13 protein-coding genes are annotated in these 14,348 nt (G+C 68.7%); 5 read left to right on the top strand and 8 right to left on the bottom strand.

The annotated features are described in order from the left end of the window. Positions 1–118: 118 nt before the first annotated feature. The 7 genes from ACFTS5_RS16630 to ACFTS5_RS16660 form a co-directional block, all read right to left on the bottom strand. A complete protein-coding gene (locus tag ACFTS5_RS16630) occupies positions 119–1,360 on the bottom strand; it encodes an MFS transporter (protein ID WP_378631631.1) in 1,242 nt (413 codons plus the stop codon). Between the two features lie 17 nt (positions 1,361–1,377). Beyond that, a complete protein-coding gene (locus ACFTS5_RS16635) occupies positions 1,378–1,830 on the bottom strand; it encodes a MarR family winged helix-turn-helix transcriptional regulator (RefSeq protein ID WP_378631633.1) in 453 nt (150 codons plus the stop codon). Between the two features lie 181 nt (positions 1,831–2,011). Further along, complete coding sequence (locus ACFTS5_RS16640) at positions 2,012–3,061, bottom strand: acyl-CoA dehydrogenase family protein (RefSeq protein WP_378631634.1); 1,050 nt, start codon at positions 3,059–3,061, stop codon at positions 2,012–2,014. Between the two features lie 132 nt (positions 3,062–3,193). After that, complete coding sequence (locus ACFTS5_RS16645; protein WP_378631636.1) at positions 3,194–4,201, bottom strand: acyl-CoA dehydrogenase family protein; 1,008 nt, start codon at positions 4,199–4,201, stop codon at positions 3,194–3,196. A 49-nt stretch (positions 4,202–4,250) separates the two neighbouring features. Next, positions 4,251–5,393, bottom strand: a complete 1,143-nt coding sequence (locus tag ACFTS5_RS16650) for an acyl-CoA dehydrogenase family protein (protein ID WP_378631637.1) — start codon at positions 5,391–5,393, stop codon at positions 4,251–4,253. Further along, on the bottom strand, positions 5,394–6,269 hold the full coding sequence (locus ACFTS5_RS16655) for an enoyl-CoA hydratase (RefSeq protein ID WP_378631639.1): 876 nt from the start codon (positions 6,267–6,269) through the stop codon (positions 5,394–5,396). It lies immediately after the preceding gene. Next, positions 6,266–7,831 (bottom strand): FadD3 family acyl-CoA ligase, encoded by a 1,566-nt coding sequence (locus ACFTS5_RS16660; protein WP_378631640.1) that lies wholly within the window; start codon positions 7,829–7,831, stop codon positions 6,266–6,268. The genes ACFTS5_RS16655 and ACFTS5_RS16660 overlap by 4 nt, the downstream gene beginning before the upstream one ends. A 79-nt stretch (positions 7,832–7,910) precedes the next feature. Between ACFTS5_RS16660 and ACFTS5_RS16665 the strand changes: the two genes are divergently transcribed. Genes ACFTS5_RS16665 through ACFTS5_RS16680 form a run of 4 tightly spaced genes read left to right on the top strand, consistent with a single transcriptional unit; the run spans position 7,911 to position 11,793 of the window. Then, positions 7,911–9,098, top strand: a complete 1,188-nt coding sequence (locus tag ACFTS5_RS16665) for an acyl-CoA dehydrogenase family protein (protein WP_378631642.1) — start codon at positions 7,911–7,913, stop codon at positions 9,096–9,098. Beyond that, complete coding sequence (locus ACFTS5_RS16670; RefSeq protein WP_378631644.1) at positions 9,095–9,916, top strand: SDR family oxidoreductase; 822 nt, start codon at positions 9,095–9,097, stop codon at positions 9,914–9,916. Before ACFTS5_RS16665 ends, ACFTS5_RS16670 begins: the two co-directional genes overlap by 4 nt. Positions 9,917–9,962: 46 nt before the next feature. Next, the gene (locus tag ACFTS5_RS16675; protein ID WP_378631645.1) at positions 9,963–10,583 is read left to right on the top strand and encodes a TetR/AcrR family transcriptional regulator; all 621 of its coding nucleotides are present in this window, start codon (positions 9,963–9,965) and stop codon (positions 10,581–10,583) included. 46 nt (positions 10,584–10,629) lie between these two features. After that, positions 10,630–11,793 carry an acetyl-CoA C-acetyltransferase gene (locus ACFTS5_RS16680; RefSeq protein WP_378632443.1) on the top strand — a complete coding sequence of 388 codons (1,164 nt, stop codon included), beginning with the start codon at positions 10,630–10,632 and terminating at the stop codon, positions 11,791–11,793. A 57-nt stretch (positions 11,794–11,850) separates the two neighbouring features. Here ACFTS5_RS16680 and ACFTS5_RS16685 read toward each other — a convergent pair whose 3' ends face one another. After that, a complete protein-coding gene (locus ACFTS5_RS16685; RefSeq protein ID WP_378631647.1) occupies positions 11,851–12,183 on the bottom strand; it encodes a hypothetical protein in 333 nt (110 codons plus the stop codon). A gap of 203 nt (positions 12,184–12,386) precedes the next feature. On the opposite strand from ACFTS5_RS16685, the gene ACFTS5_RS16690 reads away from it, so the two are divergent. After that, positions 12,387–14,348: a molybdopterin-dependent oxidoreductase gene (locus tag ACFTS5_RS16690; protein ID WP_378631648.1), complete on the top strand. Its 1,962-nt coding sequence runs from the start codon at positions 12,387–12,389 to the stop codon at positions 14,346–14,348.

Here is a 14,348-nt window from a genome sequence, read left to right on the forward strand (position 1 = left end):
GGTGTCCTTGTTTTTGTTGGGTGTTTTTTTCGTCCTCTTGTTCCACCCTCGGGGCCCCCCCCCCCCCGGGACCGGAGGGGCCGCGAACTCGAGCGCGCCAGCGCTCCAAAAATAGAGCTCAATCGCCGACGGTGATGGCCTGCGCCTCCTCGATCGAGTGCGGGGCCGGGTCGTGGTCGTCGATGTGGGCGAGCGCGTTTCGGCCGATGTAGAGGACCGCGACCGCGGCGGCCGTGCAGACCGCGCCGAGCCAGAACGGCAGCGACATGTTGTGCTCGCCGAGCTTGCCCGCCACCCACGGCGCGGCCGCACCGCCACCGAATCGGACGAAGCTGTACGCCGCCGACGCGGTCGACCGCTCGACCGGCGCCGAGATCATCACGGCCTCGGTGATCAGCGTGTTGTTCACGCCGAGGAACGCACCGGCGATCACGACACCGACGATCAGCACGATCTTGTGTTCGGTGAACATCCCCATCACCGCCAGGTCGATCGCGAACAGGGCCAGCGACAGGGCCATCATCGGCAGCGAACCGAAGCGCGCCTGCAGTTTCGGGGCGAGGAACACCGACGACAGGGCGAGCAGGATGCCCCAGCCGCAGAAGATGAAGCCGATCGCGTAGGTGCCCATGTCCAGCGGGAACGGGGTGAACGCGAGCAGGGTGAAGAAACCGAAGTTGTAGAGCAGCGCGGTGATGCTCACGGTGAGCAATCCCCGGTGCCGCAGGGCTTTGAACGGCGCGGTGATCGAGGTCGGATGCGCGGCCTTCGGCGTTTCGGGCAGCAGCACGACGATCGCGATGAAGGCGACGGCCATCAGCACCGAGACTCCGAAGAACAATCCGCGCCAGCTGATTCCACCGAGCACGCCACCCAGCAGCGGGCCGGTCGCGATGCCGATGCCGAGCGCGGCCTCGTAGAGAATGATCGCCTTGGCGACGCCGCCGGTGGCCGCGCCGACGATGGTGGCCAGCGCCGTCGCGATGAACAGGGCGTTGCCCAGACCCCAGCCCGCGCGGAACCCGATGATCTCGCCGATGCTGCCGGACATGCCCGCCAGCGCGGCGAACACGATGATGATCGCCAGCCCGGACAGCAGCGTCTTCTTCGCGCCGAAGCGGCTCGAGATCACGCCGGTGACCAGCATGGCGACGCCGGTGACGGCCATGTAGCTGGTGAACAGCAACGACACCTGGGACGGTGTCGCGTTCAGCTGTTCGCCGATCGGCTTGAGAATGGGATCGACCAGGCCGATGCCCATGAACGCGATGACGCTCGCGAAGGCGACGGCCCACACGGCCTTGGGCTGGGAGTTGGTGGTTGCGGCGTTGTCGTCGCGAGTCAGCTGGGGGGTGCTCACTGGCGCTCCTGGTTGCATCACTGATGACCGCGGGCAACCGAGCGAAGGGCTGTCAGCAGGTCGTTCATGTCGGTATCGAGGCGGATCAGCCGATCGAGATCGAAATCGGCCAGTCCGGGTGCCATGGCGGCGGCGAACGCGCGTCTGGCCTCGGTGAGGCGGGACCGGCCGGCCGGGGTGAGCTCGATGAGCACCGCCCGGGAGTCGTGCGGGTCTTTGGTGCGGGACGCGAAGCCGTCGGTGACGAGTCGACCGATCAGCGCCGTTGCCGCCGGTTGGGAACATCTGTCGATCCGGGCGAAATCGCTGACCCGCAGCCCGCCGTGCTCGTCGAGCACGGCAAGGGCCCGCAGGACCGCGCGGGGCAGGTCGTCGTTGCTGATCGCCCCGGCCAGTCGGGTGAGCCGACCAGCGGTGACCAACAGGTCGACCACGATGTCGTCTGCCGATGGCTGCGCTGTCTGCTTCACAGGAGTTAATATTACATAAGCTAACTATCTAAATCTAGACAGCCTGGTTCCGCTACCACGGTGAAATGGCGCACAACGTGCCGAAAGCCCTGGTCGGCTAGATCGCGACCAGGGCTTTCGATGAAATCCTCGGAGACTGCAGTCGGCTGGTGCCGCAAAGAGCGGCGGTGGGGCTCGGGCCTCAGGCAGCGACCGGACGTTTGCCGGTGCCGAACAGCTCGGCGGTGGCGTGCGCCCGCTTGAAGTAGAGGTGGGCGTCGTGCTCCCAGGTGATGGCGATGCCGCCGTGCAACTGGATCGTCTCCGCCGCCACGGTGGAGAAGGTCTCGGTGCAGTGCCTGCGCGCGACCCAGACGTCCTCCGCGGCCGACGGGCTGTCCTCGGCCACCGCGAGTGCGGCCGCCAGCGCCGCCGATTCGGCCGACTCGACCAGCACGTACATGTCGGCCATCCGGTGCTTGAGCGCCTGGAAGCTGCCGATCGGACGACCGAACTGCACGCGCGAGGCCGTGTACTCGACCGTCATCTCGAGGCAGTGCCTGGCCGCGCCGACCTGCTCGGCGGCCAGTGCCGCCCAGGCGATCTCGCGCAGCCGACGGCGCAGCACGGCGGGGTCGCCGGTGCCGATCCTGGTGGCGGGGGCGTCGGTGAAGGTGATGGTGGCGAGCTTGCGCGTGGGATCGAGCGCGGAGGTCGCGGCAATGGCCACACCGGGGGCGTCCGCTGTCGTCTCGAACAGTCCGTCCTCGGTCAGGACCAGCAGCAGGTCGGCCTGCGCTCCGTGCAGCACATAATGAGCTGTGCCGCTGAGCTTCCCGTCGCTCACACCGACCCCGGCCGAATCCCAGCCCGTGGCGTCGGCCCAGCACAGGGCCGCCGTGCGGGACCCATCGGCCAGATCGGGCAGCAGCCGGGCATCGGCCTGCTCGTCACCGGCCAGCAGAATCGCCTGCACCCCGAGCACCGCCGACCCGAGCATCGGCACCCCACTCAGCGTCCGCCCCAATTCACCGACGACCATCAGTGATTCGACCAGGCCCGCCCCGGCGCCACCCCATTCCTCCGGCACCGCGAGCGCGGCGACCCCGACCTGCTCGCACAGCATTCGCCACAACTTCGGGTCGTACCCGAGGTCGGTGTCCATCGCGGAACGCAGCGCGGCGGAGGTGGCGTGCTTGCCGAGCAGGGCCCGCACGGAGGTCCGGAATTCGAGTAGTTCATTCGATGACATGGGGTTCCTCGTAAGGCTCGGTGATGGCGTCGGCAGTGGGAGCGCGTCGGCCGCGGTTCGGTGGGACCCGGCTGCCACCGCGACACACACCCGCGTGGCGTTCGGTCTGTGCCGGCGGTGGCATCGCGGGCCTCAGATCGCGGGTTCGGCGGCGCGGAGGGCGTCGGCGATCCTGCCGCGGTGGAAATCAGCTGTGCCCCAGGCTGTCCGCAGCGCGGCGACCTTGGTGAGCCACAGCGACAGGTCGAATTCCGCGGTGTACCCGATGGCCCCGTGCACTTGGAGCCCGGCGCGCGCGGCGCGGTGGGCGGCGTCGCCGCAGGTCACCAGGGCTGCCGAGACATCGCGGGCGCGGTCGGCCGAATCGAGCGTGAGCGCCGCGCGGTACACCAGCGGTTCGGCCAGATCCAGCGCGATCAGCACATCGGCCAGTTGCTGCTTCACCGCCTGGAATTCGCCGATCGCGCGCCCGAACTGCTTGCGCTGCTTCGCGTACGAGGTGGTCTGCTCGAGAATCGAGCGGCCCGCACCGAGGAGCTGGGCGGCACAGGCGAGAACGCCGAGGTCGAAGGCGTAATCGATGGCCGCTTCGACCTCGGGTCCTTCGGCGATCAGCTCGCCGGCCGTCACGCGGAACAGCCTGCGGGCGGGGTCGATCGAGTTCACCGACTCCGACGGCGTGACGCCGAGTTTCAGCCTGCCCTCGGCGGCGACGAGGACCGGCTCGGCGATACCGGCGTCGAGGGCGATGCCGCGCTGCGCCTGGAAGGTGATGGTGCCCAGCGCCTCGCCGCTCGCGAGCCCGGACAACCATCGCTGCGCCGGTGCATCATCCGGAAGACGTTGCAGCAGCGCCGGAATCACGGCGGCGGACTCGATCACCGGGCCGGGCGCGCCGCCGCGGCCCAGTTCGATCAGCGCGACGACGAGATCGACCGTGGTCGCGTCCGCCCCGTCGTACTTCTCGTCGACGATCAAGCCGAAGACACCCATGTCGGCGATCTGCCGCAGCAGTGCGCGCCCCTTGGTGGGATCGCCGGCCGCCCAGGCGCGCACCGCGGCGGGGACCTGACCCGCGTCGAGAATCTTGCGCAGCTCGGCGGCGAAGTCGAGCTGTTCGGTACTGAGCGCGAATCTCATCGCAGACCTCCTGTGTTCGGAAGGGCGATTCGGCCCGAGGGATTGACGGTCATCGCTTGCTCTCGCGGGGCAGTCCGAGGATGCGTTCGGCGATGATGTTGCGCTGGATCTCGTTGGTGCCCGCGTAGATCGGGCCCGAGAGCGAGAACAGATAGCCGTCGGTCCAGTCGCCGCGCTGCTCGGCGGCCGAGCCGAGCAGGTCCAGCGCCGTCTCGTGCATCGCGATGTCGAGCTCGGACCAGTACACCTTGGTGATCGACGACTCCGCGCCGAGCTGGCCGCCGTCGGTGAGGCGGGTGACGGTGCCGAAGGTGTGCAGGCGGTAGGACTCGGCGCCGAGCCAGGCGTCGACCACCGAGTTCCTGGCCGCGGTATCGCTCGGGTCGGCGGTCTCGCGCCACAGGTCGATGAGCCGTTGCGCGGTGGCGCTGAAGCGGCCGGGACTGCGCAGTGAGAGGCCACGTTCGTTGGACGAGGTCGCCATCGCGACCCGCCAGCCCTCGTTCACGCCGCCGATCACGTCGTGGTCGGGTACGAAGACGTCGTCGAGGAAGATCTCGGCGAAGCCGGGTTCGCCGTCGAGCTGGGGGATCGGCCGCACGCTCACGCCCTCGGCGGTGAGCGGGAACATCACGTAGGTGAGTCCGTGGTGGCGCTGGGCCTCGGGATCGCTGCGGAACAGGCCGAACGCCCAATCGGCGAACGACGCACGGGAACTCCACGTCTTCTGGCCGTTGAGCAGCCAGCCGCCCTCGGTGCGCCGAGCGGTCGAGCGCAGGCTCGCGAGGTCGCTGCCCGATTCGGGTTCCGACCAGGCCTGCGCCCAGATGTCGTCACCGCGCGCCATGCACGGCAGGATCCGCGCGAGCTGTTCGGGGGTGCCGTGCTCGAACAGCGTCGGCGCGAGCAGGAAGATGCCGTTCTGCGCGACCCGGCCGGGTGCGCCCGCGGCGTAGTACTCCTGCTCGAACAGCACCCACTCGAGAATCGACGCGTCACGCCCGCCGAACTCGCGCGGCCACGAGACCGCGGACAGCCGGGCGTCGGCCAGCTTCGCTTCCCATTCCCGGTGCGCGGCGAAGCCTTCCGCGGTATCCATCGACGGCAACGGCTCTGCCGGTACGTTGGCGGCGAGGAACTCGCGCACCTCCAGCTGGAATTCCCGGGCTGCCGGGTCGATCTCGAGATCCACTTACTTCGTCCCGTTCTGTTCGGTAGAGGTGGCGGTGGCCTTCATCGAGCGGGCGTTCATCCCGCCGAGCGAATCGGCGCCGACCTCGGCGTTGTGCGCGTGTGCGAAATGGTGCAGCCCGAAGACCGAGTCCATGCCGGAACGCATGCCCATCAGATCCTCGGCCTGGTTGACGGCCTTCTTGGTGAGCGCCAGCCCGAATTGCGGCATGGCGGAGATCTTCTCGGCGAGACCGAACACCTCGGCCTCGAGCTCCTCGCGCGGCACGACGCGGTTGACCATGCCCCACTCCTTGGCCTGCGCCGCGCCGAAGCGGTCGCCGGTGAACAGGAACTCCTTGGCCGCGCGCGGGCCCATCACCCACGGGTGCGCGAAGTACTCCACACCCGGAATGCCCATCCGGACCACCGGATCGGAGAAGAACGCGTCATCGGAGCAGACGATCAGGTCGCACACCCAGGCCAGCATCAGCCCGCCCGCGATGCACGCGCCCTGCACCATCGCCACCATCGGCTTGGGGATCTCCCGCCAGCGCCTGCACATGCCGAGATACACCTCGGACTCGCGCGCGAACCGCTGGTCACCACCGGGGCGATCGAGGTGGTCCCACCACAGCGCGGCCTTGTTCTCGTAGTGCACGTCGTGGTCGCGGCCCGGGGTACCGATGTCGTGGCCTGCGCTGAAGTGCTTTCCGTTGCCCGCCAGCACGATCACCTTGACCTCGGGATCCTCGACGGCCCGCACGAAGGCGGCATCGAGGGCATAGGTCATCTTCGAGTTCTGCGCGTTGCGGAAATCGGGCCGGTTCATGGTGACGACGGCGACCGATCCGCGCACCTCATAGGTGACGACCTCGGTCTCGGTTTCGGAACTCACGACTTCTCCTCACGTAGCTCACGCTTGAGCACTTTGCCCGCGGCGCTGTAGGGCAGCTGGTCGCGGAACTCGACAAGCCTGGGCACTTTGAAGTTCGCCAATTTGCCCGCGGCGAAGGCGATGACCTCGTCGGCGGTCAGCGTGGACCCGGCCTTGCGGACGACCACGGCCTTACCGACCTCGCCCATCCGCTCGTCGGGCACGCCGATCACCGCCGACTCGGCGACGCCGTCGAGCCGGGCCAGGGTCTGTTCGATCTCGGCGGGGTACACGTTGAACCCGCCGGTGATGTACATGTCCTTGAGCCGGTCGGTGATCTTCAGATAGCCGCGCTCGTCGACGATGCCGATGTCGCCGGTGTGCAGCCAGCCGTCGGCGTCGATGGCCTCGGCGGTGGCCTCGGGGTCGTCGAGGTAGCCGAGCATCACGTTCGGTCCGCGCAGCAGCACCTCCCCGGCGTCGGACAGGCGCAGTTCGAAGTCGGCGATCGGCCCGCCGCAGGTGTTGGCGATGGTGGCCGCGTCGTCGGAGGGACGGCACATGGTGCCGAAGCCCGCCGTCTCGGACAGGCCGTAGGCGGTGATCACCACCTCGAACGCGAGATCGTCACGCATCCGCTCGATCAGCACCACCGGCACGGTCGCCGCGCCGGTCACCGCCACCCGCAGCGAGCTCAGGTCACGCTCGGTGCGCTGGGGATGCTCGAGGATGGTCTGGTAGATCGTCGGTGGCCCGGTGAGCACGGTGATCCGCTCGGACTCGATGAGCGCCAGCGCGGCGGGCACGTCGAAGGTGGCCTGCGGGACGATCGTGGCCCCGGTGACCAGGCACGCGAGTATGCCCGCCTTGTAACCGAAGTTGTGGAAGAACGGCGGGATCACCAGGTAGCGGTCGCCCGCGCGCAGGGTCGAGCACTCGACCCAGCCGCGCACCACCCCCAGCGCCTGCCGGTGCGCGACGAGTGTGCCCTTGCTGCGGCCGGTGGTGCCGGAGGTGAACAGGATGTCGGAGATGTCGTCGGGGGAGACCTGGGCCGCCCGCTCCTCGCCGACTTCTTCGGACACCGTCGCGGCCTGTGCGAGCAACTCGTCCCACGTCACCGTCGTGCGGGTGGGCTCGGCGGCGGCCGGGGCCGCTTCGTTCTCGATCGGAATGACAACGACGGTCCCGATGCCCAGCTCCGGCGCCGCCGCCGCGAGTTCCGCCGCCCGATCGCGACCGAGGAACTGACCGGCGACGAACAGGGCCTTCGCGTCGACGCGGTCCAGCACGTCGACGGCCTCGGCCGCCACGTAGCGGGTGTTCAGTGGAACCAGCGCGGCGCCGACGGAGTGCGCGGCCAGGGCGGCGATCACCCAGTGATAGGTGTTCGGCGCCCACATCGCGACCCGGTCGCCGGGGGCGATGCCGCGGGCGATCAGGGCGCGGGCGGCCACCCGGACCTGGTCGAGTAGCTCGGTCCAGTCCAGGCGGATCGCGCCGTCGATCAGGGCAGGCTCGTGCGGATGCGTCGCTGCGATGTGTCGCAGCGCCTGCGGAGTGGTTTGTGCAGGGGGTGTCACGGGGTCCTCACCGTTGTGCGGTTCGCTGTTCTTCCGAAGCAGCTAACAAAGCAAGTGCTTGGTAGGTTATCCTACCGAGGTGGGCGTGATCCAGACCTCAGATTCCGATACCGCGACTTCCGACGCGGAGTTTCGCGCGGAAATACGCGATTGGCTCGCCGAAAATCTTTCGGGCGAGTTCGCTGACCTGCGCGGCACCGGTGGACCCGGCCGCGAACACGAATTCTTCGACGAGCGGCTGGCCTGGGACCGCCACCTCGCCGCGGCGGGCTGGACCTGCCTCGGCTGGCCGGTCGAATACGGCGGTCGCGGCGCCAGCGTGCGTCAGCAGGTGATCTTCCACGAGGAATACGCCAAGGCCGACGCGCCGGCGCGGGTCTCGCACGTGGGCGAGGAACTGCTCGGCCCCACCGTGCTGGCCTTCGGCACCGAGGAGCAGAAGAAGCGCTTCCTGCCGGGCGTGCGCTCGGTCGGCGAACTGTGGTGTCAGGGCTACTCCGAGCCCGGCGCCGGTTCCGACCTGGCCGCCGTCGCGACCACCGCGCGCCTGGACGGCGACAAGTGGGTGATCAACGGCCAGAAGATCTGGACCTCGCTCGCGCACGTCGCCGACTGGTGCTTCGTCATCGCCCGCACCGAGCGCGGCTCGAGCCGTCACAAGGGCCTGTCCTATCTGCTGGTCCCGATGAACCAGCCGGGCATCGAAGTGCGGCCGATCGAACAGCTCACCGGCACCTCCGAGTTCAACGAGGTCTTCTTCGACGATGCCGTCACCGACGCGGACCTGGTGGTCGGCGCGCCGGGCGACGGCTGGCGAATCGCGATGGGCACGCTCACCTTCGAGCGCGGCATCTCCACTCTCGGCCAGCAGATCCGCTTCGCGCGCGAACTCTCCGACATCGAGGACCTGGCCCGGCGCACCGGTGCCGCCGACGACCCGCTGATCGCCGATCGCCTCGATCGCGCGTGGGTGGGACTTCGGGTGCTGCGCGCGCACGCGCTGCGCACCATGAGCGAGGACCACGACGACGCGGGCGGCGCCTCGGTGTCGAAGTTGTTGTGGGCCAACTGGCATCGCGACCTCGGTGAACTGGCGATGGCCGTCCAAGGTGCGGCGGGCCTGCTCACCGGCCCCGACGACATGACCGCATGGCAGCGGCTGTACCTGTTCAGCCGCGCCGACACGATCTATGGAGGTTCGAACGAAGTGCAGCGCAACATCATCGCCGAGCGTGTGCTCGGTCTCCCGCGAGAGGCACGCCCGTGACCGAGCAGACCTATTCGGGCGCGAACAAGTCCCTGTCGATCGCGCCGGCTTCGATCCCCGGACACGGCCTGCTCGCGGGCCGGACGGCCGTGATCACCGCCGCCGCGGGCACCGGCATCGGCTCGGCGACCGCGCGCAGGCTCCTGGAGGAAGGCGCCGATGTGGTCGTCTCCGATTGGCACGAGCGTCGCCTGACCGAGACCGCCGAGTTGTTGGCGAAGGAGTTCCCCGAGCGCCGGGTCGGTGCCGTGGTCTGTGATGTCCGCGACACCGCGCAGGTGAATCAGCTGCTGGCCGACGCGGCCGCCGAACTCGGCCGGATCGACATCATGGTCAACAACGCGGGTCTCGGCGGTGAGACCCCGGTGGTCGACATGACCGACGAGCAGTGGGACCAGGTTCTCGACATCACCCTCACCGGCACCTTCCGCTGCACCCGTGCGGCGCTGGGGTACTTCCGCGGCGCTGGCCACGGCGGCGTGATCGTGAACAACGCCTCCGTCCTCGGCTGGCGTGCCCAGCACGGCCAGGCGCACTATGCCGCCGCCAAGGCGGGGGTGATGGCGCTGACCAGGTGCAGCGCGGTCGAAGCCGCCGAATTCGGGGTGCGGATCAACGCCGTCGCGCCGAGCATCGCCCGTCACCCGTTCCTGGACAAGGTGAGCTCGACCGAGCTGCTCGACTCGCTCAGCGAGCGCGAGGCCTTCGGTCGCGCCGCCGAACCGTGGGAAGTAGCGGCAACGATCGCCATGCTGGCCAGTGATTACACCTCGTATCTGACCGGCGAGGTTGTCTCGGTGAGCAGCCAGCGCGCATGATCGCCGTGGCGGGTTCTCCGAAACCAAGCAAGTGCTTGGTTGTACGATGACGGGTGTGACCGCACCCGACACCGTGAAACGCACCCGCCGCGCCGAACTCCTCGACCTCGCCGCCGACCTGTTCGCCGAACGTGGACTGCGTGCCACGACGGTGCGCGACATCGCCGACTCGGCGGGCATCCTGTCGGGCAGTCTGTATCACCATTTCGACTCCAAGGAATCGATGGTCGACGAGATCCTGCGCGGATTCCTCGACGACCTGTTCGGTCGCTACCGCGAGATCGCGGGCGCGGGCATGAGCTCGCGAGACACCCTGGAGTCCTTGGTGATCGCGTCCTACGAGTCGTTCGACCGCCATCACGCCGCCGTCGCGATCTACCAGGCCGAGGCCAAGAACCTGCGCGACGCCGAGCGGTTCGGTTACATCCGTGACTTCAACACCGAGTTCCGCGACCTGTGGCACCGCGTGCTCGCCGCCGGCGTGGCCGACGGCAGCTTCCGGCCCGAACTCGACGTGGAACTGGCCTTCCGCTTCCTGCGCGACACCGTGTGGGTCGCGGTCCGCTGGTACACCCCCGGTGGCCCGATCACCGTGCAAAACCTTGCCCAGCAATATCTCACCATCGTGCTCGACGGGCTGACCCTGCCCGGGAGCACCGCGAAATAGGAGTTCCATCATGACCGCATCCGCCGAGCGCCGCCCCTACGCCCCGTTGCGGGAGGCCTATGTGATCGATGCGGTGCGTACCGCGGTCGGCAAGCGCGGTGGCGCGCTGGCCGAGGTGCATTCCGCCGACCTCGGCGCGGCCGCGCTGCGTGGGCTCGTCGAGCGCACGGGCATCGACCCGGCCGTCGTCGACGACGTGATCGTCGGTTGCGTCGACAACCTCGGTCCGCAGGCGGGCAATATCGGCCGCACCATGTGGCTGGTCGCGGGATACCCCGAAGAGGTCCCCGGCGTCACCGTCGACCGGCAGTGCGGTTCCAGCCAGCAGGCGATCAACTTCGGCGCGCAGGCCATCATGAGCGGCACCGCCGAGGTCATCGTGGCGGGCGGCGTGCAGAACATGAGCGCCATCCCGATCGGCGCCGCCATGCTCGCGGCCAAGCCGTACGGTTTCGAGTCCTCGTTCATCGGCGCGAAGGGCTGGGACTCGCGCTACGGCACCGGGGAGGTCTCCCAGTTCAAGGGCGCGGAGATGATCGCCGAGAAGTGGGGCATCAGCCGCGAGGACATGGAGCGCTGGGCGCTGCAGAGCCATCAGCGCGCCAAGACCGCCATCGCCGAGGGCCGCTTCGACAACGAGATCGTGCCGGTCGGCGACTTCACCGTCGATCAGGGTCCGCGCGAGACCAGCCTGGAGAAGATGGCGTCGCTGCAGCCGCTGTCGGAGGGCAGCCCGCTCACCGCGGCGGTCGCCAGCCAGATCTCCGACGGCGCCAGCGCCACCCTGCTCGCCTCCGAGTGGGCGGTCAAGGAATACGGCCTGACCCCGCGTGCCCGCATCCACCATGTCAGCGCGCGCGGCGCCGACCCGATCTTCATGCTGAGCGCGCCGATCCCGGCCACCCAGTGGGCGCTGGAGAAGACCGGCCTGACCATCGACGACATCGACGTCATCGAGATCAACGAGGCCTTCGCCCCGGTGGTGCTGGCCTGGATCAAGGAGATCGGCGCCGATCCGGCGAAGGTGAACGTCAACGGTGGGGCCATCGCGCTCGGCCACCCGCTCGGCGCGACCGGCGCCAAGCTGTTCGCCACCCTGCTCAACGAGCTCGAGCGGGTGAACGGCCGCTACGGCCTGCTCACCATCTGCGAGGGCGGCGGCACGGCCAACGTCACGATCATCGAGCGTCTCGACGCCGACAAGAAGTAGTTCCGCCGTTCGAAAAGTGGTGGTCCTCGGCGGGTTTCGCCGGGGACCACCCTTCGTTCACCACCAGTAGGTCACCACGTCCCAGCGCTGCAACGTGCCGGGGATATCGCAGTGGGCCCAGGATTGCCGACCGTCAAACGCCACGTTGCCGCGGCGCTCGTAGGTGCCCCAGCCACTGCCGAACCAGCCCCACCACTGCCTGCACTCGATGCGAACCTGATGCCGCACGGGGCGATAACACTGCGAGTACGCCGCACTGTTGTTCACCGGGTACGCCACGCACCCCGGTTGCCATTGCGCCTGTGCGGGCGCGGCGCCCATCACGGCACCCGCGCCGAGCAGTAGTGCCGCCGACGTGCTCACCATCGCCTTCTCGATGAGCGACCTCATCACAACCTCCCATCAGCGTGGGGACGACGCCCCGACTTCTGACAGGCCTCCGCGCCGGTCGATGTTCGGCGGCGCCGCGCGTCCGCGAAACCGCCCTTACGTGACTTACATCACATTTCGGGCGCCCGTCGTTACCGGTCGGCGCCATGATCACGCGGTGTCCGCCCCCGGCGGGGGTGATTCGTCCGGCCTACGATGGCCTGGTGAAGGTGCTCGGTGCATGCCCGCTCGATTGCCCCGACGCGTGCTCGTGGGTGGTGACCGTCGAGGACGGGGTGGCCACGGGGCTGCGCGGGAACAAGGAACATCCGGTGACGCGCGGTGCGCTGTGCGTGAAGGTGAATCGGTACCTCGAACAGGTCGGTGCGCCGGGCCGGCTCCGGTATCCGATGCGCCGGGTGGGACCGAAGGGATCGGGGCAGTTCGAGCGGATCAGCTGGGACTCCGCGCTCGACGAGATCGCCACGCGCGTCACCGCCATCATCGACGAATTCGGTGGTGAGGCGGTCTGGCCGTTCCACGGCACCGGCAGCCTGGGCTATATCCAAGGGCTGGAAGGCTTTCCGGGGCGCAGGATGTTCAACCTGCTCGGAGCGTCGCATCACGCGCCGACCATCTGCTCGGTCGCGGGCGGCACCGGTCTGCGCTACACCCTCGGCACCTCCGGCGGCATGGACCCCGAGGACTTCGCGCAGTCGAAACTGATCCTGCTGTGGGGCACCAACCCGCTCACCTCCGGCCATCATCTGTGGAAGTTCGTGCAGGACAGCGGCGCGTACCTGGTGTCGATCGACCCGGTGCGCACCAAGACCTCCGAACGCTGCGACGAGCACATCGCCCCACTGCCCGGCACCGACGCGGCGCTAGCGCTCGGCCTGCTGCACGTGATCGTCTCGCTCGGCGCGCAGGACGAGCATTTCATCGCCGAACACACCGAGGGCTGGCCCGAATTCCGGGACCGCATCACCGAATTCACGCCGGAGCGCACCGCGGCGATCACGGGCGTTCCCGAGGATCAGATCGTCGCGCTCGGTGCGCGGATCGCGCGCACCAGGCCGACCGCGATCCGTGCCTCCCAGGGCATGCAGCGCCACGCCGGCGGCGGGATGGCCCTGCGCGTGCTCGCCTGCCTGCCCGGTGTCACCGGGGACTGGGCGATACCCGGTGGTGGACTGCACTATTCGACCAGTGGGCACTTCCGGCTCGACGAAGCCGCGCTGACCCGCGACGACCTGCTGCCGCACCCGGTCCGCACGCTTTCGATGACCAGACTCGGCGAGGCCCTGCTCGAGACCGATGAGCCGCCGGTGAAGGCACTGTTCGTGATCGGGGCCAATCCGGTCGGCTCGAATCCCGACCAGCGTCGCGTGATCGAGGGGCTGTCGCGCGAGGACTTGTTCACCGTGGTCCTCGAACACTTCGGCACCGACACCGTCGACTACGCCGACATCGTGCTCCCCGCCACCATGCAGCCCGAACACCTCGACGTGCTCGCCGGCTACGGTCACCTCTACCTGATCTGGAACGAGCCCGCCGTCGAGCCGCCGGGCGAATGCCTGTCCACGACAGAGACTTTCCGCAGACTCTCGCATCGGCTCGGTCTGACCGAACCGGCACTGTACGACTCCGACGAGGAACTGGCCGGGCAGCTGCTGAAGGGCTACGACCTCGACCGGCTCAGGGCCGAGGGATTCCTCAAGGTGCAGGCCGGTCCGGTGCCCGCGGGCAAGCTCCAGTTCGTCTCCGCCAGAGCGGAATCGGCAGGCCATGACCCGCTGCCGGACTACACGCCCCCCGCCGATTCCGGCGACGGTCTGGTGCTGATCTCCGCCGCCTCGCACTACTTCCTGAACAGCTCCTTCGGCTCCAACCCCGAATTACGCCGTCGCGCCGGTGCATCCAGCATCACCCTGCACCCCGAAGACGCCGACGCGAGGGGCATCGCCGACGGCGCCGCGGTGGTCGTCTCCAACGATCGCGGCTCCTTCGAGGCCGTCGCCGAGGTATCGGACCGGGTGCGGCCCGGCGTGGCGGGCACGACCAAAGGTCGCTGGGCCAAGTTCACCGGCGGCGCGACCGTGAATGCCACAATCGCCGAACGAGACTCGGACTACGGCGGTGGCGCGGTGTTCCACGACAACCGCGTCGAGGTGCGTCCCCGCTGA

The sequence above is a fragment of the Nocardia sp. NPDC056952 genome, assembly GCF_042674185.1.
Taxonomy (GTDB): Bacteria; Actinomycetota; Actinomycetes; order Mycobacteriales; family Mycobacteriaceae; genus Nocardia.